24 protein-coding genes and 2 pseudogenes are annotated in these 24,309 nt (G+C 70.2%); 12 read left to right on the top strand and 14 right to left on the bottom strand.

Translation table 11 applies throughout. From position 1 onward, the window contains the following. Positions 1-150: 150 nt before the first annotated feature. From ACTWPP_RS41965 to ACTWPP_RS41955, 3 genes are all read right to left on the bottom strand, one after another. A complete protein-coding gene (locus ACTWPP_RS41965) occupies positions 151-369 on the bottom strand; it encodes a hypothetical protein (protein WP_443110048.1) in 219 nt (72 codons plus the stop codon). 368 nt (positions 370-737) lie between these two features. Next, entirely contained in the window at positions 738-1,460 is a 723-nt protein-coding gene (locus tag ACTWPP_RS41960) for a cache domain-containing protein (RefSeq protein ID WP_443110047.1), read from the bottom strand. 31 nt (positions 1,461-1,491) lie between these two features. Continuing rightward, positions 1,492-2,226 carry a FadR/GntR family transcriptional regulator gene (locus tag ACTWPP_RS41955; RefSeq protein ID WP_443110046.1) on the bottom strand — a complete coding sequence of 245 codons (735 nt, stop codon included), beginning with the start codon at positions 2,224-2,226 and terminating at the stop codon, positions 1,492-1,494. A 169-nt stretch (positions 2,227-2,395) separates the two neighbouring features. Between ACTWPP_RS41955 and ACTWPP_RS41950 the strand changes: the two genes are divergently transcribed. The 6 genes from ACTWPP_RS41950 to ACTWPP_RS41925 are packed head-to-tail and all read left to right on the top strand — an operon-like array spanning position 2,396 to position 9,348. After that, positions 2,396-3,589 (top strand): (Fe-S)-binding protein, encoded by a 1,194-nt coding sequence (locus ACTWPP_RS41950; RefSeq protein ID WP_443110054.1) that lies wholly within the window; start codon positions 2,396-2,398, stop codon positions 3,587-3,589. Further along, positions 3,586-5,097 (top strand): FAD-binding oxidoreductase, encoded by a 1,512-nt coding sequence (locus ACTWPP_RS41945; protein WP_443110045.1) that lies wholly within the window; start codon positions 3,586-3,588, stop codon positions 5,095-5,097. The genes ACTWPP_RS41950 and ACTWPP_RS41945 overlap by 4 nt, the downstream gene beginning before the upstream one ends. Continuing rightward, positions 5,094-5,363, top strand: coding sequence for a hypothetical protein (locus ACTWPP_RS41940; protein ID WP_395961022.1), 270 nt, complete (start codon positions 5,094-5,096; stop codon positions 5,361-5,363). The genes ACTWPP_RS41945 and ACTWPP_RS41940 overlap by 4 nt, the downstream gene beginning before the upstream one ends. Continuing rightward, positions 5,360-6,847, top strand: a complete 1,488-nt coding sequence (locus ACTWPP_RS41935) for an APC family permease (RefSeq protein WP_443110044.1) — start codon at positions 5,360-5,362, stop codon at positions 6,845-6,847. Before ACTWPP_RS41940 ends, ACTWPP_RS41935 begins: the two co-directional genes overlap by 4 nt. Beyond that, complete coding sequence (locus ACTWPP_RS41930) at positions 6,844-8,259, top strand: gamma-aminobutyraldehyde dehydrogenase (protein WP_443110043.1); 1,416 nt, start codon at positions 6,844-6,846, stop codon at positions 8,257-8,259. The genes ACTWPP_RS41935 and ACTWPP_RS41930 overlap by 4 nt, the downstream gene beginning before the upstream one ends. 27 nt (positions 8,260-8,286) lie before the next feature. Then, positions 8,287-9,348, top strand: a complete 1,062-nt coding sequence (locus ACTWPP_RS41925; protein WP_443110042.1) for an LLM class flavin-dependent oxidoreductase — start codon at positions 8,287-8,289, stop codon at positions 9,346-9,348. A gap of 101 nt (positions 9,349-9,449) precedes the next feature. On the opposite strand, the gene ACTWPP_RS41920 is transcribed toward ACTWPP_RS41925, so the two are convergent. Next, positions 9,450-10,241, bottom strand: coding sequence for an SAM-dependent methyltransferase (locus ACTWPP_RS41920; RefSeq protein WP_443110053.1), 792 nt, complete (start codon positions 10,239-10,241; stop codon positions 9,450-9,452). A 156-nt stretch (positions 10,242-10,397) separates the two neighbouring features. On the opposite strand from ACTWPP_RS41920, the gene ACTWPP_RS41915 reads away from it, so the two are divergent. After that, positions 10,398-11,741 (top strand): cytochrome P450, encoded by a 1,344-nt coding sequence (locus tag ACTWPP_RS41915; RefSeq protein WP_443110041.1) that lies wholly within the window; start codon positions 10,398-10,400, stop codon positions 11,739-11,741. Between the two features lie 225 nt (positions 11,742-11,966). On the opposite strand, the gene ACTWPP_RS41910 is transcribed toward ACTWPP_RS41915, so the two are convergent. From ACTWPP_RS41910 to ACTWPP_RS41900, 3 genes are all read right to left on the bottom strand, one after another. Beyond that, complete coding sequence (locus tag ACTWPP_RS41910; protein WP_443110052.1) at positions 11,967-12,392, bottom strand: VOC family protein; 426 nt, start codon at positions 12,390-12,392, stop codon at positions 11,967-11,969. Between the two features lie 211 nt (positions 12,393-12,603). Then, a complete protein-coding gene (locus ACTWPP_RS41905; RefSeq protein ID WP_443110040.1) occupies positions 12,604-12,780 on the bottom strand; it encodes a hypothetical protein in 177 nt (58 codons plus the stop codon). Positions 12,781-12,923: 143 nt separating this feature from the next. Next, positions 12,924-14,123 (bottom strand): glycoside hydrolase family 6 protein, encoded by a 1,200-nt coding sequence (locus ACTWPP_RS41900; protein WP_443110039.1) that lies wholly within the window; start codon positions 14,121-14,123, stop codon positions 12,924-12,926. A 255-nt stretch (positions 14,124-14,378) separates the two neighbouring features. On the opposite strand from ACTWPP_RS41900, the gene ACTWPP_RS41895 reads away from it, so the two are divergent. From ACTWPP_RS41895 to ACTWPP_RS41885, 3 genes and pseudogenes are all read left to right on the top strand, one after another. Further along, positions 14,379-14,978 carry an alpha/beta fold hydrolase gene (locus ACTWPP_RS41895; protein WP_443110038.1) on the top strand — a complete coding sequence of 200 codons (600 nt, stop codon included), beginning with the start codon at positions 14,379-14,381 and terminating at the stop codon, positions 14,976-14,978. Positions 14,979-15,181: 203 nt separating this feature from the next. Next, entirely contained in the window at positions 15,182-16,174 is a 993-nt protein-coding gene (locus ACTWPP_RS41890) for a PP2C family protein-serine/threonine phosphatase (protein WP_443110037.1), read from the top strand. After that, positions 16,098-16,253 (top strand): annotated as a pseudogene (locus ACTWPP_RS41885) (hypothetical protein); the annotation flags it as partial. The gene ACTWPP_RS41890 and the pseudogene ACTWPP_RS41885, both read left to right, overlap by 77 nt. Before the next feature lie 170 nt (positions 16,254-16,423). Here the strand turns inward: ACTWPP_RS41885 and ACTWPP_RS41880 are convergent. Both ACTWPP_RS41880 and ACTWPP_RS41875 read right to left on the bottom strand, forming a co-directional pair. Then, a complete protein-coding gene (locus tag ACTWPP_RS41880) occupies positions 16,424-16,993 on the bottom strand; it encodes a DUF1990 family protein (RefSeq protein ID WP_443110036.1) in 570 nt (189 codons plus the stop codon). A gap of 111 nt (positions 16,994-17,104) precedes the next feature. After that, on the bottom strand, positions 17,105-18,379 hold the full coding sequence (locus tag ACTWPP_RS41875) for a DUF1990 family protein (RefSeq protein WP_443110035.1): 1,275 nt from the start codon (positions 18,377-18,379) through the stop codon (positions 17,105-17,107). A 1,424-nt stretch (positions 18,380-19,803) separates the two neighbouring features. On the opposite strand from ACTWPP_RS41875, the gene ACTWPP_RS41870 reads away from it, so the two are divergent. Then, positions 19,804-20,082: a helix-turn-helix domain-containing protein gene (locus ACTWPP_RS41870; RefSeq protein WP_443110050.1), complete on the top strand. Its 279-nt coding sequence runs from the start codon at positions 19,804-19,806 to the stop codon at positions 20,080-20,082. A gap of 138 nt (positions 20,083-20,220) precedes the next feature. Here ACTWPP_RS41870 and ACTWPP_RS41865 read toward each other — a convergent pair whose 3' ends face one another. Both ACTWPP_RS41865 and ACTWPP_RS41860 read right to left on the bottom strand, forming a co-directional pair. Beyond that, positions 20,221-20,958 (bottom strand): VOC family protein, encoded by a 738-nt coding sequence (locus tag ACTWPP_RS41865; RefSeq protein WP_443110034.1) that lies wholly within the window; start codon positions 20,956-20,958, stop codon positions 20,221-20,223. A 390-nt stretch (positions 20,959-21,348) separates the two neighbouring features. After that, entirely contained in the window at positions 21,349-22,002 is a 654-nt protein-coding gene (locus ACTWPP_RS41860; protein WP_443110033.1) for a TetR/AcrR family transcriptional regulator, read from the bottom strand. A 122-nt stretch (positions 22,003-22,124) separates the two neighbouring features. Here ACTWPP_RS41860 and ACTWPP_RS41855 point away from each other — a divergent pair, with 122 nt between their 5' ends. Next, on the top strand, positions 22,125-23,459 hold the full coding sequence (locus tag ACTWPP_RS41855) for a cytochrome P450 (protein ID WP_443110032.1): 1,335 nt from the start codon (positions 22,125-22,127) through the stop codon (positions 23,457-23,459). Between the two features lie 12 nt (positions 23,460-23,471). Here the strand turns inward: ACTWPP_RS41855 and ACTWPP_RS41850 are convergent, their stop codons facing one another. From ACTWPP_RS41850 to ACTWPP_RS41840, 3 genes and pseudogenes are all read right to left on the bottom strand, one after another. Beyond that, the gene (locus tag ACTWPP_RS41850) at positions 23,472-23,663 is read right to left on the bottom strand and encodes a hypothetical protein (protein ID WP_443110031.1); all 192 of its coding nucleotides are present in this window, start codon (positions 23,661-23,663) and stop codon (positions 23,472-23,474) included. Between the two features lie 50 nt (positions 23,664-23,713). Next, a complete protein-coding gene (locus ACTWPP_RS41845) occupies positions 23,714-23,977 on the bottom strand; it encodes a DUF7161 family protein (protein WP_443110030.1) in 264 nt (87 codons plus the stop codon). Between the two features lie 159 nt (positions 23,978-24,136). Continuing rightward, positions 24,137-24,238: pseudogene (locus tag ACTWPP_RS41840) on the bottom strand (aldehyde dehydrogenase family protein); the annotation flags it as partial. Between the last annotated feature and the right edge of the window lie 71 nt (positions 24,239-24,309).

Below are 24,309 nucleotides of genomic sequence, written 5' to 3'. Positions count from 1 at the left end.
CAGCCCCGCCCGATACGCCACGCGGGCCGCGGTGATGCTGGCCAGCAGCACCGAACCACCGATCAGCAGCGCCAGGTACAACTGCTGCAGGGTCATCGCCTCATCCCCCCGCCCCCGCAGCGTCCCTCCCCGGCGTCCGCCCACCCGCGGTCAACGGTCATCGGTACCCGGGCCCGGTGCGCCGACGGCGAGGCCGGGCCCGTTCTCCGCGGCCCACCGGCGCAGGCTGTGCAGGGGGACCTCGGCCCGGGCGATCTCCAGCACCGACACCGACACCAGCGCGACAGCCCTCAGCCGCAGCACCATCCCGTCCCGGGTGGGCCCCGGCCCGGTGGCCACCAGGCCGCCCGCCGTGATCCCCCCGACCATGCAGCTCTCCCTTCCCGGCCAGGCACGAAGGCCGGGAGGGACGCCCCTCTCGTCCAGCCTCCTACGGTCGTTCCAGCGTGACCGCCCCGCAAACGCGCGCCATCAGGTGTGACCACCAGAAAGGTGGAAGCATCGGCGCAGCGCTTCGGCGGACGATCCGCCCACCCGGGGACGCAGACCAGCCCGGGCTCTCGCGCAACGGCCTCAGCCCGCTGGACCAGCTCGCCCCTCGCCGAACGGGTCAGCGCAATCGCGAGTGGGCGAACGGCTCCCCGCCGGCGGCGACGGCGACATCGGTCACCTGGTCGTCACACTCAATGCCATGCTCGACCGGCTGCAGCCGACCGCAATCGATGTGGTCGACCAACTCAGTTCCGAACGAGGAACCAGGGGAGTCCCACGCAGTCGGCCCAGTCGGGGCCGTGCGGGAGTTCGCGGCGGGGGAGGCCGTCGGGGTGGATGATGGAGCCCACGATGGTCGCCGGAGTGTTCGAGGCCAGGACGCGGCCCGTCGAGTTGATCAGGAGCGTGGCGGGACCCTCCGTGTTGAGGATGGGGAGGATCGCGCGTTCGAAGTCCGTCGCGCGGATGTCGGCCGCCGCTACGCCGAAGAAGCCCGCGTCGCTCGTGATCGGGGCGGAGAACGTGAGGATGTACTCGTCGGTGCCCGCGTAGTCCACGTACGGGCCGACCACCACCCGGTGGCCGGTCCGGTACGGGACGTCGAACCACGGCGCCAGCGGGTACTCGTAGCTGCCGATGTTGTCCGGGTCCAGGTCGACCGCAAGGGGGAACAGGTCGCCGGCCGCGGGGGGCCTGCGCCACCACTCGAGCCACCTCGGCTGGTCGGCCAGCGTTCCGGGCGCCGCGATCACGCCGGTGCCCGCGCACAGGCGCCGGCTCGACAGGTGCTCGAGCACCGTGGGGCGGATGGACGCCATGTCCGACGTGGTCGGGGCGCGGCCCTCGGTCACGGCTCGGCGGTGGACGTCGACGGTCAGTGACCGGAGCGTGTCTATGCCGTCGAACGTGTCCCGGACCAGGGCCTCCACCGAGGAGGCGGTGTCACCGGTGTACGTGATCGCTTCCATGGCTGCTCCACGGTCGACGTCGGGCTTCACTCTAGTGCACCAGCTGCAGATGGAACTCGATCAACCTGGAAATGGCCAGTTCCACGTGCTCCTCGACCAGCAGGCGCGCGCGATGGCCGTCCCTCGCCTCGATCGCGGCGACGACGGCGCGATGCTGGGCCACCCGCTCGTCGCGCTCGACGGCCTCGCCCAGCGGGATCCACAGCAGCTCTCCGATCTCGCCCTGCAGGTCGATCGACTGGCGGGTCAGGCGAGTGGACTGGGCGGCCGCGGCGAGCTCGATGTGGAAGCGGCCGTCGGCACGGCGTCGTTCGCCCGCCGTCCTCGCGGTGGCCAGTTGGTCCACCAGCCCGGTGAGGAGGGCGATCTGGTCGGCGGACGCGCGTGACGCGGCCAGCTGGGCGGCGGTGGCGGACACCGCCAGCAGGTGGTCGCCGATCTCGCGCAGCTCGTGGACGCCGGTCTCCCGCAGCGTGGTGCGAAGGCGGGACACCGATGCGTCGACGGGCGCGCGGACGAACGATCCGCCGCCGCGCCCGCGGCGCGTCTCGACCAGACCGCGCTGGCGGAGCAGCATCAGCGCTTCGCGGAGGGTCACGGTCGAGACGTTCAGTGCGGCGGCCAGCTCCAGCTCGCTCGGCAGCTGCTCGCCGTCGGCGATCAGGCCCAGGCCGATGGCCTCGCTGATCCGCCGGGCGACGACCTCCACCCGGCCGCCGTCCTGCAGCGGCGCGAAGACGACATGCCGAGCACCGACGTCCGTCACCGGCGTTTCTCCTCCTTCGGGTCCCACGCGGAGCCTAGCCCGCCGGCCACCGGTCTTGTAATTTGAAATATGAAGTCATATGTTTCACTTTACCCGTGACCCCGGTCACATGTGGAGGACACAGATGACGGAAAGCGAGCCCACTCCCTCGGATCACGCGCCTGTGACCATGGAGTTCCTGTCCGACTGGCGCAACGCGGCCTACAACTGCTTCTCCTCCGGCCACAAGTTCTGCCGCGAGGTCTGCCCGGTCATGCAGGTGACCCGCAACGAGTCGTGGACCCCGACCGCCTTCCACGCCAACGTCGTCGCGATGGAGCAGGGTGAGCTGACCGTCGAGGACGTGGCCGAGGACTACGTGAACTGCACCCAGTGCGGCGCCTGCGAGCTGCGCTGCCCCAACACCCTGTTCACCGGCGACTTCTACCGCTTCCGTACCCGCACCGTCGACCTCGTCAAGCAGATGCGGGCACTGGCGGTGGACAACGACATCCACCAGCCCGGCTACCGGCGCTGGAACGAGCGCACCGACGAGCGCACCCACGAACCCGTGCTCGGCGAGGTCCCGGTCAGCCAGGAACACGTCCGCGACTGGGCAGATGGCCTCGACCTCCCGATCGGTGGCGAGACGATCCTCTTCGTCGACTGCGAGGCCGCCTTCTACCGGACCTCGGTGCCGCGCGCGGTCGCCCAGCTGCTCCAGCGCGCGGGCTACGACTTCGGCCTCATGCGCGAGCAGTGGTGCTGCGGCGGACCCGCGGCCGAGATGGGCTACCGCGACCAGTCGCGGCGCTTCGCCGAGCACAATCTCGCCGACTGGCGCGCGAGCGGCGTCCGGCGGGTGCTGGTACTCGACCCGCACGACTACATCACGTTCACCGAGGACTACCCGGGCTACTTCGGCGCCGACTTCGACATCGAGATCGTGCTCGTCGTCGAGCTGCTCGCGCGGTTCCTCGCCGAGGGCAGGCTGACCCCGACCGTGCCGATCGAGCGCACGATCACCTACCACGACCCGTGCCGGCTCAACAAGCGCAAGGGCGTCTGGCGGGAGCCGCGGCAGATCCTGCGCGCGATCCCCGGGCTGACCTTCCACGACGTCGACCGCGTCACCCAGTGGTCCTACTGCTCCGGCGGCGGGGGCGGGCTCCCGGTCGAGAAACCGGAGCTCACCGCGAAGATCAGCGCCGCACGCATGGACAAGGCCGCCGAGCTCGAGGTCGACACGCTCGTCTCGGCCTGCCCGTGGTCCGAGCGGCCGCTCGCCGAGGCGGGCGAGGCGCGCGCCATCGACGTCGTCGACCTCCACGAGCTGCTCGCCGAGTCCTGTGGCATCGACGTGGGCGGGAGCACGGGCCGATGACCGCGCAGCAGACCGCGCAGCTGACCGACCGGGTGCTCGGCGAGCTGGTCGACGCCCTGGGCGGCGAGTACGTGCTGACCTCCAAGACCGCGCGGATGAACCGGGCCCGCGTGCCCGCGCCGTTCCCCGTGCACCGGTGGCGTGAGCGGATCCCGGACCTGGTCGTCATGCCGGGCACCACAGAGGAGGTCGCCGAGGTGGTGCGCATCGCGAACGCGCACCGGATCCCCATCGTGCCGAGGGACGGCGGCACCGGGCTGACCGACGGCGCGGTGCCGGAGCGGCGCGGCATCGTCGTGGACGTCAAGCGGATGAACGAGATCAAGGAGATCGACCTCGACAACCGGACCTGCACGGTCGGACCCGGCATCAACATGCTCAAGCTCAACGAGGTCCTGGCCCGGCACGGCCTGATCTACCCCGACGACCCCGCCTCCTACCCGTGCTCGCTCGTCGGCGGGCGGATCGGCACCAGCGGCTGGTCGCTCGTCGGCTCGCGGTACGGGCACACCAGGGACCTGGTGCTGAGCTTCGAGATGGTTCTCCCGACCGGGACGGTGATCCGGGTCGGCGACGGCGGCGGGCGCAAGGTGTCCAAGAGCTCCAGCGGCTACCAGCTCAAGCACCTGTTCATGGGCCACCAGGGCACGCTGGGCATCGCGACCGAGGCGACCTTGAAGCTGTATCCCAAGCCGGAGGCGGAGTTCTCCCCGTTCTGGGCGTTCGCCGACTTCGACTCCGCCTACGCCTGCGTCGGGCGGCTCGCTCGCGCCGGGGTGGCGACGTTCGCGGGCGCCGTCCTGTTCGACGAGTGGAAGGTCGACTACCTCCGCCGCGACGACGAGGCCTACATCCCGCAGCCCGCCGACGTGCGGGCGCTCGTATGCGCCGCCGCGTACGGCAACGAGGACGAGGTGCGCGCGGGCGGCAAGCGGCTGATGCGCGTCGCGCGCGACGCGGGCGCGCGCTACCTCGGAGACGAGATCTCCCAGGGCGACTGGGCCGCCAGGCACGACCGGTACGCGACGCCGCTGCACGGGCGGACCGCGGCCGGGCAGGTCGCGCCGATGTCGTGGCACTGCGAGGACGCCGCGATCGCCTACACCGATCTGCCCGCGGTCCGGGTGCACTGGCACGACATCGTCGCCCGGCTGCGCGAGCGGCACCCCGTCTTCGACGACTGGGGGATGTTCTTCTACACCAGCGCGGACACCGGCGTTGACTACCTCACGGAGATCGACGTCGGCATCTGGGAGCAGGAACTCGACGACGCGGCGTGGGCCGCGTGGGTGGAGGCCAAGCGGGACATCGCGGAGATCTCGCTGCGTTACGGCGGCTCGATCAGCGCATGCCACGGCTCGTGCCGCGAGGGCGAGGTCGACCTCGTCCCGATGGAGCTGGGCGGCGGCTACGACGTGATGCTCCAGGTGAAGAGGGCGTTGGACCCCAACAACATCATGAACCCCGGCAAGTACGGGCTGCAGCGCGCCTACGAGGAAACACCATGAACGGGTACCGCTACGACGAGCAGCACACGCCGCCGTCGGCCAGGCAGGTCAGCGATGTCGCGGTGGAGCGCTTCGAGCACATCTTCGAGGTGGACCCGAGGCTCATGACCGTCCACGTCGCACAGCAGCTCTTCCCCAACTGGGACACGCTGCGCATCGCGGCGAGCCGCGGCGACCATCTCGAGTGGATGCACCGGCACTGGGCAGGCACCGTCCTCTCCGGACAGGAGCTGCTCGACGAGATCGAATCGGAGGACGGCCGGTGACCGGCACCGCGGCCGGGGCAGGCCACTTCACGGACACCGACGCCAGGCAACTCGCCGACCTCGGCTATACCTCGGAGTTCCGGCGGGACATGAGCCTGTGGGCGAACTTCTCGCTGGGCTTCACCTACCTGTCGCCGGTCGTCGGCATCTACACCCTGTTCGCCGTCTCGCTGGCCGCGGCGGGCCCGCCGATGATCTGGAGCCTCGTCATCGTCGGCCTCGGCCAGCTTCTCGTCGCGCTGGTGTTCGGTGAGATCGTGTCGCAGTACCCGATCGCGGGCGGGATCTACCCGTGGGCGCGGCGGTTGTGGGGCCAGAAGTGGGCCTGGATGACCGGGTGGGTGTACGCGATCGCGCTGCTGGTCACGATCGCGTCGGTGGTCTACGGTTCCGGGCCCTACCTGGCCTCCCTGCTGGACCTCACGGCGTCGACGTCCACGACGGTCGTCTGCGCGCTGGTCATGGTCGTGCTGGCCACGGCGATCAACCTGGGCGGCACTCGGGTGCTCGGCATCGCGGCGATGATCGGGTTCGGCACGGAGATCCTCGGCGCGCTCGTGGTCGGCGGATGGTTGCTGATCGCCGAGCGGCAGCACGACTTCGGCGTGCTGTTCGAAAGCTTCGGCGCCGCGCCGGAGGGCTCCTACCTGGCCGCGTTCCTCGCGGCGGGCCTGATCGGGATCTTCCAGTACTACGGCTTCGAGGCGTGCGGGGACGTCGCCGAGGAGGTGCCGGACGCCAGCCGGCGCATCCCGAAGGCGATGCGGATGACGATCTACGTCGGCGGGGCGGCGGCGACGTTCGTGTGCCTCGCGCTGGTGCTCGCGGTGCCGGACTTCGGCGCGGTGATCTCCGGCGCGGACGCCGACCCGGTCGGCGGTGTGCTCGCCGCGGCGTTCGGTTCGTTCGGCGCCAAGGTGGTGCTGGTCGTCGTGCTGGTGTCGTTCCTGTCGTGCGCGATGAGCCTGCAGGCTGCGGCGTCGCGGCTGATCTACTCCTACGCCCGCGACCGGATGCTGCCCGGCAGCGGCCTGCTCGCCCGCTTCTCCCACCAGCGGGGAGTGCCGCCGTACACGCTCCTGGTCGCGGCCGTCGTGCCCGCGGTGGTGGTGCTGGTGTCCGGGTTCTCCGAGGATGCGGTCACGAAGATCGTCTCGTTCGCGGTGCTCGGCATCTACCTCGGCTTCCAGATGGTCGTGCTCGCCGCTCTGCGCGCGCGGCTCAAGGGCTGGCGGCCCGCCGGGCCGTTCACGCTGGGGCACTGGGGGTTCGCGGTGAACGCCGGCGCTCTGGTGTACGGGGTCGCGGCGATCGTGAACATGGTGTGGCCGCGCACCCCGGACGCGCCTTGGTACGACAACTACCTCGTGCTCCTGTCCGGCGTCGTCGTCGGAGGAGCGGGACTGCTGCTGATGATGACATTGCGGCCGTACCGGCACAGTCCAGCGACCGCTGGTGACGCGATCTCCCGGGAGGGCGGATGAAAAGGGTACGGAACTTCGTCGACGGGTCCCATGCGGACGCGGCCGACGGTCGCACGGCAGAGCTGGTCGACCCGGCCACGGGCGCGGTGTTCGCGTCCGCGCCGGTGTCGTCCCCGGCGGACGTCGACCGCGCGCTGACCGTCGCGCGGGACGCGTTCCCCTCGTGGCGGGACGCGACGCCCGCCGAGCGGCAGCTGGCGCTGCTGCGGCTCGCCGACCGGATCGAGGAGCGCGCGGACGAACTGCTGGCGCTGGAGTGCGGGAACACCGGCAAGCCGCTGGAGCTGACCCGGCAGGAGGAGCTGCCGATGCTGCTCGACCAGCTGCGGTTCTTCGCGGGCGCCGCGCGGGTGCTGGAGGGCAGGTCGGCGGGGGAGTACATGCGCGGGCACACCTCGTGGGTGCGGCGTGAGCCGGTCGGGGTGTGCGCGCAGGTGACACCGTGGAACTACCCGGCGCTGATGGCGCTGTGGAAGTTCGGGCCCGCGCTCGCGGCCGGGAACACGGTGGTGCTCAAGCCGTCCGACACGACGCCGGTGTCGACGGTGTTCCTGGCGGAGCTGGCCGCGGAGTTCCTCCCGCCGGGAGTGTTCAATGTGATCTGCGGTGACCGGGACACCGGAGCCGCTCTGGTGTCGCACGAGATCCCGGCGATGGCGTCGATCACCGGCTCGGTGCGGGCCGGGCGCGAGGTGGCCACCGCCGCGGCCGCCGACCTGAAGCGGGTGCACCTCGAGCTGGGTGGCAAGGCGCCGGTGATCGTGTTCGACGACGCCGACATCGCCGCCACCGCGGAGGCCATCGCCGCGGCGGGCTACTTCAACGCCGGGCAGGACTGCACGGCCGCGAGCCGGGTGCTGGCCGCGCCGGGCGTTCACGACGACCTCGTCGCCGCGCTCGCCGAGCAGGCCGCCGGCACGTCGACCGGTGTCGACGGCGACTACGGCCCGCTGAACAACGCCGACCAGCTGGCGAAGGTCAGCGGCTTCGTCGACCGGCTGCCCGGCCACGCGTCGGTGGCCGCGGGCGGCGGGCGCGTCGGCTCGCAGGGTTTCTTCTACGCCCCGACGGTGGTGTCCGGCCTGCGGCAGGACGACGAGATGGTGCGGCAGGAGGTGTTCGGCCCGGTGATCAGCGTGCAGCGGTTCACCGACGAGGCCGAGGCGCTGCGGTGGGCGAACGGGGTGGAGTACGGGCTCGCGTCGTCGGTGTGGACGCGCGACCACGGCCGGGCCATGCGGATGTCGCGGGAGCTCGACTTCGGCTGTGTGTGGATCAACACGCACATCCCGCTGGTGGCGGAGATGCCGCACGGCGGCTTCAAGCACTCCGGCTACGGCAAGGACCTGTCCGTGTACGGCATCGAGGACTACACGAGGATCAAGCACGTCATGTCCAATGTGGACGTTTAGTCGCTTCGCTTCGAAAGGCGCGCCCCCATGCGGTTCAGCTTCGTGATGTTGCCCGACTATCCGCTCGACGACACGATCGAGTCCATCAAGCTCGCCGACGAACTCGGCTACCACGCCTGCTACGCGGCGGACGAGACGTGGCACAAGGACCTGTGGCTGCTGTTCGCCGCGGCGGCGGACAAGACGACGAACATCCGCTTCGGCCCGAGCCTGTCGGCGGTCACCCTGCGCGAACCGTCCCTGATCGCCCAGGCGACGGCGACGCTCGACGAGCTGACCGGCGGCCGCGCCGAGTGCGTGCTCGGCTCGGGCAACTTCGGTCTGCTGGCGCAGTACGGCATCGACTGGGCGAAGACGAAGCCGCTGTCGCGCCTGAAGGAGGCGCACCACGTCGTCCGCACGCTGCTGGACGAGGGCGCGATCAACTACGACGGCGAGTTCTTCTCCTACAACGGTCTGTTCACCTTCGCGCGGCCGGTGCAGGAACACGTCCCGGTGAAGCTGGGTGCGATGCGCGGCCCGAAGTCGTTCCAGGCGGCCGGCGAGCTGACCGACGGCGTCCACCACGCGCTGAGCTACACCAAACGGGCCTACGAGTACATGGTGGAGAACGTTCGCATCGGGGCCGAACGCGCGGGCCGTGACGCCGACTCGCTGGACCTGGGCGCCTGGATCGTCTTCTCGACGGGCCCCGACTCCCGCGCCGCCAAGGACGCCGCCCGCGCGATGGTGGGCCTGTACGCGTCGTCGATGCCCGCCGAACAGCTGGCGCGCAACGATGTGGACCCGGCCGACCTGACCGACATCATCGCCGCCGTCGGCGAAGGCCGGGTGGACCGCGCGTTCGAGCTGACGTCCCCGGAGCTGGCCGACAAACTCTCGGTGGCGGGCACCCCGGAGGAGTGCGCCGAGAAGATCAGGACCGAGATCACGTCGACCGGCGTGAACCATCTGGTCCTGGCCATCACGGACGCGGCGTTGGTCAAGGCCTTCTCGGGTATGGAGCTTCCCGGCGTCGCCACCATGCGCGACCAGCTGCGACTGGTCCACGACCGGGTGATGCCCGCCTTCGCGGACCAACCCGCGTAACTCGGGCGCAGCAAGGACCGCGTCACTCCACCGGTGCCGGGGCGCCGCACCGTCCCACATGGAATGATCCGGTCCTTACCGGGACGTCCCGGCCGCGGGGGTCACGAACCCTGCTCTGCCCTGCGGCCGACACCCGCGTAGCACCACTGGCGGTCGGCCCGGGGCGGGATGGTCGTGCCCAGGTCGGGGCGCCACATCGACAGGGTGGTGAGGCCGGGGTCCACGAACTCGAAGCCGTCGAACAGCCGCGTGACGTCCGCGCGGCTGCGCAGCGTGATCTGGTAGGTGGCCTTCTCGTACACGGCGCCCGCGTCCCGGACGCGGCTGTCCGCGTCGAAGTCGCCGGTCACGTGCGACACCACCAGGTGGCTGCCGGGCGCCATCGCGTCGCGGAACCGCGCGACGATGCCGGGCGGGTCGTCCTCGTCACCGATGAAGTGCAGGACCGCCAGCATCAGGACCGCGACGGGCTGGTCGAAGTCGATGAGCCGGTTCAGTTCGGCGTCGTCCAGGATGTCGCCGGGACGGCGGGCGTCGCCCTGGATGACGGTCACCTCGGGGGTGCTCGCCAGCAGCGCCCGCCCGTGCGCCAGGACGACCGGCTCCCGGTCGACGTAGACGACGTGGGCCTCCGGGGCGACCTGGTGGGCGATCTCGTGCACGTTGCCCTGGGTGGGCAGGCCCGATCCGATGTCGATGAACTGCCGGATTCCGGACTCGGCCAGGAACCGCACCGCACGCCGCAGGAAGGCGCGGTTCTCGCGCGCCAGGAAGGGCGTGTCCGGGGCATGCCGGATGACCTCGTCCGCGGCCTCCCGGTCGGCGGCGTAGTTGTCCTTGCCGCCGAGGAGGTAGTCGTACATCCGCGGGACGTTCGGCGTGTGCGGATCGATGGTGTCCAGTGTCTTCTCCCAGCCGATGAGTCGGCGATGTCACCAAATCGCGACCCAGGTCCGGCTTATGTATATGTCGCGAACTATTCACGGACATGTAAGCATTGTGATCAACTCGTGGACAACTCGATCGAGATTCTCACGCCGGGAGCGCACATGCCTAGCGACGGCAGCACCCCCTCGCAGATCCCTGGCCCGCCCGCCCAGGACGACGGTGCCGAGGCGATCGCCGCGGCCGGGGGACTGCACAACTACCAGCTGCGGCTGCACGACGAGTACGGGCCGGTGGTGCGCTTCCCGCTGCCCGGCGCCGGCGCGGCGGTGTCGGTCGCCGACCCGGTGCTGCTGGAGGCCACCGCGAAGATCGACAAGCGGCCGGAGAAGCTGTTCGAGTTCCTCGCCCCGTTGCAGGAGGCGGGCAACCTGCAGACGATCCCGGCCGGCGAGCACGGCCCGTGGCGCCGGATGATGCTGTCGGTGCTGGCCGGGCGGCCCTCGCACGAGGCGCACTTCGCGCAGTTCACCGCGCTGACGACCGAGCTCGCCGACCGCTGGGCGAGCCAGGACGGCCCGATCGCCCTGCAGAAGGACCTGAGCGAGCTGTCGCTGCGCATGATCTGCCAGTACGCGCTCGGGAGCGGCCTGGAGTCCCCGGGATCCGCCGGACGGGTCGTGTCCGCGTTCGAGACCGTCCTCACCGAGTTCATGACCCAGGAGGGCCCGGGGAAGGAGAGGGCCGACGAGGCGCTGGCCTACCTGCGCGCGACCGTCGATCAGGTGCTCGCCGCGCACCGCGAGCGCGGCGCCGCCGAGCAGGCCGACCGCAGCGACATGATCGCGGCGCTGGCCGCGGCGGGCGAGTCCCCGGCGCGCATCCGCGACACGGTGCTGATGACCATGCTGGCCGCGCACCACACCACCGGCGTCGCCATCTCCTGGACGCTCTACCTGCTGGCCAAGCATCCGGCCGCGGCCGGCCGCGTCGCCAAGGAACTGGACGACGTTCTGGGCGACCGCGCCGTCCCGGAGTACGGCGACCTCAAGCGGCTGACCTATCTGGACATGGTGCTCAAGGAGGCCATGCGGCTGTACCCGCCCGGGCCGTACGGCGCGCGGGAGGCCACCGAGGACCTCGTGCTCGGCGACCACACCGTCGCCGCGGGCACGACGATCTTCTACCCGTTCTGGGCCGTCCACATGAACCCCGAGTACTGGCCGGACCCGCAGTCGTTCGACCCCGAGCGGTTCACGCCCGAGGCGTCGGCGAACCGGCCCCGGCTGGCCTACATCCCGTTCGGGCTCGGCCCGCGCAGCTGCGAGGGCTCCGTCCTTGCGATGGTCGAGGCCGAACTCGTGCTGGCCTCCCTGCTCAAGCGGTTCCGCCTGGAGCTGACCCCGGGGCAGACGGTCACGCCCATCGAACGCTTCGTGCTGTGGGCCGCCGAGGACATCCAGATGACGCTGACGCCCCGGGACCCGGCGGATTTGACCCTGACGTAACAGGAGGCTCGACGATCGGCGCATAAGCCGATACCGCGCTCGCCGAGAACTACATCCGTGCAGGTGAGAGGGGCAGCGTCCGGGGGCACGGCGCCGGGTTCGATCAGCCGCGGCAGGCTACGGCAAACGGGTGCGGTTCACTACGCCGGATCGGGCGCTGCTAGCGGCACTGCTGCATCCTCACCGACGCCCGCATCGATCCGGCGCCCGAGCGTGCCCGGGGCGTTAGCCGAGTTGCTCGGCCAGTCCGATGATGATCCCCTCGGGGCTGCGGACGTAACAGAGCCGGTCGCTGTCCCCGTACTGCGCCACCTCGCCGACGAGTTCGGCACCGTGAGTGCGCAGGCGGGCGATGACGTCCTCGATGCCTTCGACGGTGAACATGATGCGACGTATCCCCAGCGTGTTCACCGGTGCGTTCTTCGGCTCACTGCTGATCGCCGACGGCGTGTGGAACTTGGTCAGCTCGACCCGCCCATGGCCGTCCGGGGTCCGCAGCATGCCGATGTCCGCACGGACGCCGTCGAGCCCGACGACGGCGTCAACCCAATCTCCCTCGACCTGCGTCTTGCCCTCCAGCTCCATACCGAGTTCGGCGAAGAACGCGATGGCCGCCTCAAAATCGTCGACAACGATGAGGACGTTGTCCATCCGCTGAATCGTCATGGTGATTCCTTGTCTCGTCGCGCGGCCGTTGTGGCCACTGGTGCAGCTAGGACGGACCCAGCGTCGCATTCTCGGCATGGGAAGCGTGCTGAGTGCCAAGACCTGCTTCCCCGCGTGACCGTGGACACGATCATCTGGGACACGCCCCTCGACTCCGCCGCACACCTGTGGAGCGAGGTCACCTCCTGCAAACCGATCAGGGGCACGGCTCGTCGTGCCCCTGGCCGTCGAGCGGCGCGGCGAGGTGCTGGACGGCCTCCTTCGCGAACACACCGGCGGCAGGCCTGCTTCGGCCCGGCTCCGCCTCGGTCTTCTCCCACAGCTCGATCGCCTCGTCGGCCAGATGCAGCCGGACCTGCCGCAGGGACGGCACAGGCCCGGGTCAGCCACTGTGCCCGCTACCCCGGGCCATCGTTCCCGCGACGAGCCGGGACCCGAGCGGGCTCTGATCCGAGCGGGGATCAGAGCCCGGGGGCGGTGACGGGACGCGGGGCGTCCGCGTTCGGTTCGGCCCGGTCAGCGGAGGGGAGGTACGGCTCGCTGGGAGAGGCCCAGGGCGTACTCGGGCCACCAGACGCCGGCCGCCGGATCGACCACGCCGTACTCGGGATCCTCCGGGCCGGCGGTGCCGCGGGTGCACTGGCCGTCGGATTCGCCGGGACGCTTGATCCAAAGGAAGGCGTCGACCAGGGGATCACCGGTGCGGGTCGAGGGCCGGGCGCCCAGGCCGCGGCCCGGCGGGTTGCACCAGACCTGGGGGTCGGTGTACTTGTCCGCCGGAGGCGTCCACGGCCCCTGGCCGTTGCGGCTGGTGTCCAGGACGAAGTGCGTGAGCGTACGCGGGTTCTCCCGGACGGTGGTCAGGTCGGTGTCGGAGCAGTCGGCCGCACCCGTCTTCTGGCGGAAGCGCAGGCACTTGGACAGTCTGGTGCCGTACGAGACCAACTCGTCGGTGCTGCGGTAGTTGGAGACGTTCAGCGCGAAGCCATCGGCCTTGGCGATGCCGCCCTTGAGCAGGCGGCTGGCCATGCCGAGCTGGTCGCGCGGTTCGCCGTATCCGGCGTCATAGTCGTTGAGCGGCTGCCAGTCCGAGTGCCCGGAGTCCACGTAGACGCCGGTGCGGGGCAGCCGCTGCAGGGCGCCGATCGCATAGTTGATCTCGCGGAAGCGCTGGTCGACCAGCGCGGGGTCCTCCGGCGTTCCGGTGGTACCGCCACCGCCCTCGTTGCACCACGGCTCGCTGGACAGCAGCGCCAGCCCGTCGGGCTCGACGACCACCACGGCCCGGCCGCCGCCGATCCCTCTGGCGAAGGCGTCGATCCAGGCGCGGTAGGCGGCCTCGCTCGGAGCGCCTCCCGCCGAGTACTGCGAGCAGTCCCGGCCCGGCACGTAGTACGCCACCAGCACCGGAACGGCCCGCTGCTTGGCGGCCTTGACCATCGTCCGCCGCACCGCCGTCCGCACCTCGGCGGGGGTGCCGCCGGTGAACCAGACCGCCTGCGAGACCTTGGACAGGGCCCGCATGTGCGCCGCGTCGGCTTCGCGCCCCGCGTCCGCCCAGATGTCGGCCTGCCGTCCGGCGTTGGTCGTGGGCTCGACGTAGAACCTGGCCTTCCCGGCCAGCGGATCGTCGTGCCCCCAGGCCTGCGCCGGCGGCGCGAAAACCGCGACGATGCTCGCCGTGGCGGCGGCGAGGATCCCGATGCGTCGTCTCATCCGGTGCTCCAGACTCTCGGGGTGGTGGAGGAGGCGCACCCACGGGAACCGCTGGGCTCACCGGTCATGCCGGATGAGTGCGCCAGAGGTGTGGGAGCGCTCCCATGCTGGAGTCTGGGCATCCTCCAAAGATCCGTCAAGACCCAACTTGACCGGCCCGCCCCACCTCGGCGTCCCGGGCCGTTCCCGCGAAGGTGCGGCGGCCCGGCGGTCGTTCTCGGCGAAGCCGCCCGCGCCACCGGTCGCATGGATCAGATGGACCGGCACCCTCCGGTCGACGTGCTGGACATCTGCCGGGAGCTGGAGCTGACCGAGGTGACGTTCGTGGGGCACTCGGTCGCCTCCATGATCGGGGTGCTGGCGGCGGCCCGCGAGCCGGAGCGGTTCGCGGGGCTGGTGCTGCTGGTGCCCTCCCCGTGCTACATCGACGACCGGGAGTACCGTGGCGGGTTCAGCCGGGACGACATCGAGGAACTGCTGAAGTCGCTGGACAGCAACTATCTGGGCTGGTCGGCGCGGATGGCCCCGGTGATCATGGGGAATCCGGAGCGCCCCGAGCTGGGTGAGGAACTGACCAACAGCTTCTGCCGGACCGACCCGGCCTTTGCCCGGTCCTTTGCCCGGGCGACGTTCCTGTCCGGTCACCGGGCCGACCTGTCGGCCGTCACCGTACCGACCCTGGTGGTCGACTGCCGCCAGGACGCCATCGCGCCCCCGCAGGTCGGCCGGTACGTCACCGCGCAGATCCCCGGCAGCACCCAGGTCACCCTGGACGCGACCGGCCACTGCCCGCAGCTGAGCGCCCCGGAGGCCACCGTCCAGGCCATCGCGGCGTTCAGCAGGAGGCCGCGTTGATGTGCCAGGCCCGCGGGAGTCCGGCCCCGCCGGGGCCGAGGAGTACCAGCCCGGGAGGCCGGTGATGAAGAGACCGAGGGGGAAGAGGCCAGGAGCCGGGGGCGCGGCAAAGTGAGCCGGCCCGATGGTGACGGGGGGCCCGAGTGGGCGGCGTTCTCCTCGCTGCTGGAGGACAGCGCCGAGGATTTGTAAGGCTTCCGGTCATGGTCACCTCCACCGTCAAAACCGGCCCCGACGGTGAGCCGCGGCTGATCCGCACGACGGTCTTCGATGCCCGCGACCGCCGCGCCTACGAACAAGAACTGCTGCGGGCCCGCCGCGAAGCCGAACAGGCGCACACAGAGGCCGAACACGAACGCCGGCGGCTGCAGGAACTGGTCGCCACCTTGCAGCAGACGCTGCTGCCGCCCGAACTGCCCGCGGTCCCCGGCCTGGAGGTCGCGGCGCACTATCACATCGCCTCGGTCGATCGGGTCGGCGGCGATTTCTACGACCTGTTCGCCCTGCCCGGCGTGCGGTGGGGATTCTTCCTGGGCGATGTGTGCGGGAAGGGCACCGGCGCCGCAGCGATGACCTCCCTGACCCGCTACACCCTCCGCGCGGCCGCGCTCTACGACACCGACCCACGCGAGGTACTCGGCACCCTCAACACCGCCGTCCACTCCCAGTACCACGGTGATGATCCGCGGTACTGCACCGCCATCTACGGAACCCTGGAACCCCAAAGCGACGGATTCACCGCCACGCTGGCCAGCGGCGGGCATCCCGCCGCGCTGCTGATCGGCGCCGACGGCACCGCCCGATACCAGCACACCCCCGGCGGGCTGCTGGTCGGCATCATGGACGGCGCGCCCTTCACCGCTACGACGATCCCCCTGCGTCCCGGCGACACCCTGGCCCTGTACACCGACGGGCTCACCGAAGCGCACACCGCCGCGATCGGCACCAACGGCGGCCGCTACGGAGACCAGGCCCTGCTGGACTTCGCCGCCGACCTGGCACCCACCACCGCGACCCGGTTCGTCGCCGCGGTGACCGAGCTGCTCGCCGGATTCGGGGACGGCCTCGACGACGACACCGCCATCCTCGCCCTCAGCGTCCCCACCACCCAGACGACCAATGCCGTGCGCAGCGGGAAGAGGGCCGTGCACAAGGGCTCGGCCTGTGCAGGCGAAAAGGCGCGAAGTGACCGGTGATGACCGGGAGGGCGTGGCGGCGGAGTTCGGCGAAGTCGTCAACATGACCCCGAAGGAGCTGGCGCGCTGGCTGGAGACCGAAGAGTCGCGGTCGGCCGGGCAGAAGGACGGCGGCGGGGGAATCGGTCGGCCACGCGTCAGGCCGCAAGATCGTCGAGTTGCTGCGGGCGAACAGGTCGGACTTGACCGAGCAGGACCACGCGCACATGAACAAGGTGGTCGGCTACGTCCATCGGCTCGACCCTGGCTTCAGCCGGGCTCGTCCTCGGGAGCCCGTCGTCGCGCGGCAAGCGCGGCCGTCGTCAGCGCCTCCATGCGCCTGCACGCTCGTCTGTAGAACCTGATCTGCGTGGCCCGGCCGAAGAGGATGAAGCCCAGGCGCACAATGGGGTTCGGGATGGACGCCCGTTGCGAGAAAGCGTGGATATGGAATTCCACCTCTCCGGTGTCGAGCCATTTGCGCACCTCCTGGTCCATCTGGCCGCGTTCGAGGTGTCCCTTCAACGTCCGGTAATTCCACCCCCACACTCTCGCCCGGCGTCCGTCTTGTTCGATGACTCCGTCGACGACGTCTCCGACACGCAGGCCGAGGTAGAAATGCAGACCGTAGAACCGGCCTTCGAGGAGCATGTTCCGGCCCGGCTCAGGGGGCCCCGAGCGGCAGATCTCCCGGATGATGGCCGGGTCGGCGTATTCGTAGTTCCGTACGAGGTGCCGGGCGATTTCCCAGCTTCCTCCGGCGGCCGGCGGGCCGGGCGGCTCTGCCGGAAGCGGCTGCCGGTAGTCATCGACATGCCAGCCGCTCTCCGGGCTGCCCATGTCGTGTTGGTGTGGATCGAAGTTGAGGGGAAGCCGGTGCAGACCGGCGTGCAGCCGCCGCATTCGCCGCTGGGCGCGCGTGCTCTTTGTCATGGGCTGCGCCTTCTCTGCCTAACGATGCCGCTCAAGGTGTGGCCCTTCGGCACGGTGGGCCACGCGCTGGACGGCGGCGTAGGTCGGGCCGCGCACCTGCTGGAGCAGCCCTGCGGGGAGTAGTCCCCTTATGGGGTTGTGTGCGGGATTGAAACGCGCCGGTTCGCTGTCATCGCTTCGCGGAGGTCCGTAGAGCCGCAGTTCGCCGAATCGCTCCCATGGGCCGAACTGGGTCGCCACCACCAAATCCAACAGGAGTGGCCGCTCGTTCAAGGCGTACGCGAGCGCCGGGAGGCCGGCCGGGACGATCCGGGCCTGCCGCGCGACCGCGCCCAGCAGGATCCGGCGGTCCCCGGCCCGGTACGCCAGAAGGGAACCGTAGAAGGCCGGGCTCCACTTGGCCGCGGGTCGTAGCAGGTGGCGGCCCAGCGGGCTTTGCCCGGTCGTGGCCAGCAGCAGTTCTGCGGTGGCCTCCGGTTCCGCGTCACCGGCCTGCGGCTGCCACCATCGCAGTGCCAGCCCCAGCAGGTCCGGCAGCGCGGGCGGCAAGCCCACCGCGCGGGAAAGCCGCACCTGGCCCTGCAGTTCCGTGTGATCGTCCAGGAACGGCACCCCCCAGTATCGGGACGTCCCGTGCAAGACGAGGGTGGCATCGAACACCAGGCCGCTCGGGTGCAGGGGCCGGTCGCGCAGCCGTGCCGCCAAGGTGAAGATTCGCGTGAACGCCGCGGTGAGCACGCGGGTGATCAGCCGTTCCCGTCCGGGCCCGCATGCGTTCGCCCGTTCAGTCTCGACTTCCACGTCCCCGATCATGCGGCCACCGGACAACTCGGCGACCCGGTAGCAGAAATGCGCCCACATGTGAAGTTGCATTTCCTTCGCGATGCCCAGCCTTTCGTAGAGGATCTCGGCCAGCCGGTCGCCGCTCCGCGCCCAGGACTCGATCGTGAACACAAGCCCGTACTCCCGGGTGTCTGCCGCCCGGAACTCGATTTCGCCGGCCTCCAGGTGACCGCTCAGTGTCGTGAACCGAAATGACACCGATGTCCGTTCCACGACCCGGACCGGGCAGTTCCAGGGCCCCGGCATGTGAACGACGTACTCGTCTCCCATCTCAAGGGGCAGGGACGTTCCCGAGGTTTTGTCGAAGACTGCGACCTCAACCGGTGATGCGGCGTTGAGATCCTCACCGATGCGCGTGATCAGCTGTGCCGCGGTCAGCGGGCTGCCAGAGATGCGGACGGTGTAACGTCGCTGGTAGTTCGGCCCGACACCCTGCCGCGGATTCTGCACCCGGTCCCCACGGCGACTCGGCATCTTCTCGATCTCCGAGACCACTTCCGTGTGGAGCCGGCGCCGCGTCACCCGGCGAGAACGCCGCAGCCACCGCCACCCCGCGATGCCCATGCCCACCGGCCAACGCACCGCACGCGCGCGCCGCCGCCAACGTACTCGCACGGCACCACCCCCGAGGTCGCCGCTATGCCTCCCCCTGACGCTCCCGCAGGCCCGACGGGCGGGGCCTTACCCCCTCTGACCAGGCCGAACCTCCGAGCCCGGGGATGAATGTCGACCTGAGCCGCCGGGAGACCCGTGCGTTCGAGCCGGCATCGCGGTCGGCATTCGGGGCATCGATCCGGGACGCTGATCGAGGACCGGCGTGATCCGCCGCGTCGTCGAGGCGATCGAGGAGAGTCGGCGCGCGCGCCCCGGCGGCCGGGATCCCGCCGGCCGATTGGCTGATTCCGCGACAGATCGCCGCGGAAGTACTGGGCCATGATCTGCGCGCTGATGATCCGGCCGGATGGGCACGGCAACCGGCGCCCGACCGCCGAGCTGCTCGACTCGCGGCCGCACTGATCCCGGGAAGCTGCTACCGGACGTCGACGCCGCCCCTGCCGGCCGCATCACGGAGCCAGCGCCAGCAGGGACGTCCTGAATCGCTTTCCGACCCTTCGGAGAGGGTGGGCCCCTCCCGGGGACATCGTCGCGAAGCGATGTTAGATGGATCACAAGAAATCTGTACTGGAGCAAGTAGATATCCGCGTGAGCGTTGGGTAGAGTCTCTGCCATCGACGAAGAACAAGTCCATGAGACGTGGCAGAGGACGAACTGCCCGGTGAGATGGATGACGCAGGCCGGGCGTGCCGGGGTCAACGCAGTGGAAGGGACTCCGGCAGCCGGCCTGGTCACCGGCGGCCAACGGGCCGCCGGTCGCAGTGACGCAAGTGATGGCAAGAACGCAAGTAGCGAACAGCAGGTAGGGAAACACGGAAGGAGGTCGGCGGCACCATCGGGATCGCCCGTCGCAGGCTCCAGTCACGCCGCGCGGGTACCGCAGCTCCACAGATTGGACGGTGGTCTACGGTCACGCAACTGCGATCCCCGCGCCCTCGCCTTGTCTGGCGGGCAGCGCGGAGCACGATCGGCCACAAGGCCGGATAGATGGTGTTGTACCTCATGGCCCCGGCGCCGCCCATTGGCGCCGGGGCCCCGTCACGTTTCCTCACGGCATTGAGCCTTGAAAGCAGGCGCATGGCAGTACGGAAGGTTTTGTGAATCCCACCCACCCGGCCCGAACCGGCAACCACCAAGAACACCAGGACCCGCAGACCGCCCCGCCCGGCCCGCCGCCCGGCACGGCCGCCGGCACCGGCGATGCCCTGAACGACACGCTGGACGACAAGCTCGACGACGAGGACTACCCCGCCTACAGCATGGGCCGCGCCGCCGACATCCTCGACGTCACGCCGGCGTTCCTGCGCGGCCTGGACGCGGCCAAGCTGTTCGTCCCGCAACGCTCGGCCGGCGGCCACCGCCGCTACTCCCGCTACCAGCTGCGTCTGGCCCAGCGCGCCCGTGACCTGGTCGACCAGGGCACCCCGCTGGAGGCGGCCTGCCGCATCATCATCCTGGAAGACCAACTGGCCGAAGCCATGCGCATCAACACCGAACTCCGCGGACGCTCCCAGCGACCACCCGACGCGGGAACCTGATCGGCCGCGCCGGGTCGCCATCGGTGCTGAGATGTCGGTGTCGATCGGCGCGCCCGGCCCCGTAGCGAAACGACACGGGGCACCGGTATCTGCTAGTCCTGGCCGGCCGTCGCACGACCCGCAGGTGAAGAAGCTGCGTCAGGCGCGGCCGAGGACGCAGAACTCGTTGCCCTCCGGGTCGGCCAGTACCGTCCACGGGACGTCGCCCTGGCCGAGGTCGATGTCGGTGGCGCCGAGAGCCCGCAGCCGGGTCACCTCCGCCTCCTTGTCGTCAATGGGGTCCGGCAGCAGGTCGAGATGCACGCGGTTCCACCATGTCTTCACGCCGGGTGCGCGGAGGAAGTCCAGATACGGCCCGACACCCTCGGCCGAACGCAGCACCGCATGATCGTCGGTCACCTCGTGCAGGGTCCAGTCCATCGCCTGGTCCCAGAACCGGGCCATGGCCCGCGGATCGGCGCAGTCGACCACCACCGCGGCGATCGGTCCGGTGTCCCGGTAGATCTCCCGAGGCTCCAGCACGCAGAACACGTTGCCTTCCGGGTCGGCCAGCACCGTCCACGGGACGTCGCCCTGGCCCACGTCGGCGGGCGTCGCACCGAGATCCTTCAGGCGCGCGACCAACTCCGCCTGATGGGCCGCGGAGGTGGTGGCGAGATCGAGGTGCGCGCGGTACTTCACCGTTTCGGGGTCCGGGACCTTGACGACATCGATGTAGAAGGCGGCGGGGTCCGGCCAGGCGAAGCCCTCGGGCTCGAGGTTGGTCACACCGGGTCCCTCGCTGGAAACACCCCAGCCGAGCGCCTCCGCCCAGAACCGGCCGAGGGCTGAGTCATCGCTTGCCTTGAAGTTCACCTGAACAAGCCGCAGCGCCATGCCGCCGATCATAGGCCCAGCTGGATGAGGAACCGCACCCGAATCCGCCCGCTGAAGCCGGCGCGGCAGCGACGAAAAAACCGAGTCCGCCGAGCCGCTCTCCGAGGTGGGGGTCCCACCATCCGCACGCCCCCAGGGCGCCGCCGTCGTAGGCGTGGGGTCCGGCGTGCGCGGCCTGTGCTTCTGCTTAATGCGCCACGCCAGTTGTCGGGTGCTGTGCATTCCGGGGTGTTGAGGTCGGTCGGCTTGAACGGCCCATCGGTCCCGATCCTGGCAGGCCCCTCAGTGGGATTCTCCTGCAGGGCGAGTCCTGCCGCGGCGTGGGCAACTCATCGCGTGCGACATCGCCGCGCTGGTGGCCCGCTGACCTGACGGGTCGGAGCACCCCGCCTAGTGGAGGCGGTGGTGGAGGGGCATGGCCAGCTCGGTGGTGCTGAGGATCAGGGCGACCGTGTAGTCGATCAGGTGGTCGCGTTCGATGCCCAGGTCTCCGCGGAACCAGGTGGTGAACAGCTCCCAGAGGCCGGCCGTGAGGGTCAGGCCGGTCAGTTCCACGTCGATGTCGGGGAGGAGGACCTGGTCCAGGGTCTCGTGGGTCTGGGCGGCGAAGATCGCGGCGATGGTCCGGATGATCTCGATGCGCCGCCGCTGGAGCAGGGGCGAGGCGGGGAACGCGTGGGTGAGGATGTGGGCGCGGCGCGGGTCGCCGGTCAGGAAGTCGAACACGGCGGTCACCACGGCGCGGGTGCGGGCCTGCGGGTGGCGGGGGGCCTCGCGGGCGGCGGACAGGATCACGTCGGTACCGCGGGCGACCTGGTCATCGATGATCGCCAGGAGCAGGGCATCCCGGTCCGGGAAGTTCTCGTAGAAGTAGCGGTCGTTGAGCCCGGCCTCGGCGCAGACCTTCCGGACGGTCGCGGCAGCCCACCCCTGGGTGCCCAGGAGCTCCAGCCCGGCCGCCAGCAGCGCGGCGCGGCGGCGGGCCCGGCGCTGGTCGGCGGGCACGCCGCGGTAGGGGCGTGCGCGAGTGGGCTCGGACGTCACAGCCCCGATTGTGCCGCATCCCTTGACTTCGCCGGCAAATCTGGGGACGCTGAACACCAAATATTTCTGGTGTGACGCTTCACCAGAATATCGGTCGCGACAAGACGGGAGCGTGAGGTCCGGTGGCCACGGAGAATCCCTCGCAGTTGACGCCGGCGGACATCGACCTGAGCGATCTGCGGTTCTGGGCCCGCCCCCTGCGGGAGCGGGCGCAGGCGTTCGCGGTGCTGCGCGCTCAGCCGGGACCGGTGTTCTTCACCCTGCCCAAGCTGCCCTTCCTTCCGCAGAGCCCGGGGTCCTGGGCGCTGACCCACCACGCCGAGGTGACGGAGGCCAGCCGCCACCCGGAGGTGTTCAGCAGCGAGCCCAGCGCCACCAGCCCGGCCGACATGCCGCGCTGGATGGACAAGTACTTCAACTCGATGATCGACATGGACGATCCGCGGCACGCCAAGATCCGCCGGATCGTGTCCCGGGCGTTCAGCCCGAAGATGCTCGCCAAGGCCGAGGACGACATCGCGCGGCGGGCCGCCCGGATCGTGGACGAGCTGATCGAGGCCGGTGGCGGCGACTTCGTGTCCCGGGCCGCGGCGCGGCTGCCGGTCGAGGTCATCTGCGACATGCTGGGCATTCCCGCCCGGCACCACCGCCAGGTGGTGGAGCTGACCAACGTCATCGTCGGCTACAGCGACCCCGAATACGTGGGCGCCACCGTCGAGTACAGCGGCGGCACCGCGAAACTGGGCCGGCTCGCCACGCTCCGCATGCTGGGCACGGTGGCGTCGGCGGGGTGGCGGCTGCACCGGCTGGCGGCCCGGCTCGGACGGGAGCGCAGGGCCGCGCCCACCGGTGACCTGACCTCGGCCCTGGTGAACGCCAACGTCGACGGTGAACGGCTGAGCCCGCGCGAGTTCGCCGCGTTCTTCCTGCTGCTGGTGGTGGCCGGGAACGAGACCACGCGCAACGCGATCGCGCACGGCCTGAAACTGTTCACCGAGCATCCCGACCAGCGCGAACTGCTGCTGGCCGACTTCGACGGACGCATCGCCGGGGCCGTCGAGGAGATCATCCGCTACAGCAGCCCCGTCATCTTCATGCGCCGCAACGTCGCCCGTGATTACGAGATGAACGGCCACGCCTTCCGCAAGGGCGACAGGGTGACGCTGTTCTACTGGTCCGCCAACCGGGACGAGTCGGTCTTCACCGAACCCGAGCGCTTCGACATCATGCGCTCACCGAACCCGCACGTCGGGTTCGGCGGGCCCGGCCCGCACTTCTGCCTGGGCGCCAACCTGGCCCGGCGAGAGATCACCGTGATGTTCCGCGAGCTGTTCACCCGCCTGCCCGACATCACCGCCGGGGAGCCCGACCGGCTCATGTCCGGCTTCATCAACGGATACAAGCGCCTGCCCTGCGCCTTCACCCCTCCCGCCGCCCGCCCGCGAGCCTCGGCCTGACACGCTCGACGATCAGCGTGGACGCGATGACCGCTCGGCTTTGATCTCGTCCGCGAGTGCCGATCGCTCGGCCTGATGCCGACGAAGAAGCCCGGCGCTGTAGTTCGTCCACGCGGCCTCCTGCTCTTCGGTCATCTCGGCGCCGTGAACTTCGGATTCGACGTCCGGGCGGGCATCGAGGAACTTCGCGAACAGCGAACCCATCTCCAGGCTGTGCCGCCGGTTGAGCGCGATGCGTCTTGGGTCCAACGTCCTCACGCCTCCGGCGGATCGTCGCAGAGCGCCAGCTGGTCGAACACGACCAAGGTTGTACGTGCGGGGTCGTCCGGCGGGTGGACCCGCAACGTGTGATGCGGGTTCGGTTCATCGTCCGCGATGACGACCGTTTCGATTCCGGGCGGTAGGGCGGCGGGCCAGTCGATTTCATCGGTGGGTTCCGCAACGAGGACCCGGGCGAGATTCCCTCGCAGGCCCCTCTGGTCGTAGCGCAGGGGCGTGAGGCCATGGTCCTCGCTCATGTCCCGATCTCTCCCTCGGCGGTGCTCTGGCCAGGTTACGCCGCAGCGGGCGGAGTCCCCAGAGGACGAAGGCGAGCGCGTGGCCGGCTCGTGTCGATGTCACCGCGCCTGCGCGGGCGTGGCCGGAGGGCTACGCCCGCGCTGCGATGCCGTGGTCAGAGCGGATACTGCGGAGGCTCGCACGCCGCCGAACGGGGCGTCGGCCTCGTCGTTGACGGTCTGGTCGTTGATGTGGACGATGCCGGTCGGTGTCCTGCTTGCGGATGGCCCTCGGGTGTATTCCGGGATCAGGACCGTCTCGACAAAGGCGTCCAATCGGGTGGCACATCCCG

This window comes from Actinomadura sp. 3N407 (assembly GCF_052245875.1).
Taxonomy (GTDB): domain Bacteria; phylum Actinomycetota; class Actinomycetes; order Streptosporangiales; family Streptosporangiaceae; genus Spirillospora.
Note: the sequence above shows the minus strand (reverse complement) of the source record. Positions and strands in the feature narration are given on the sequence as shown.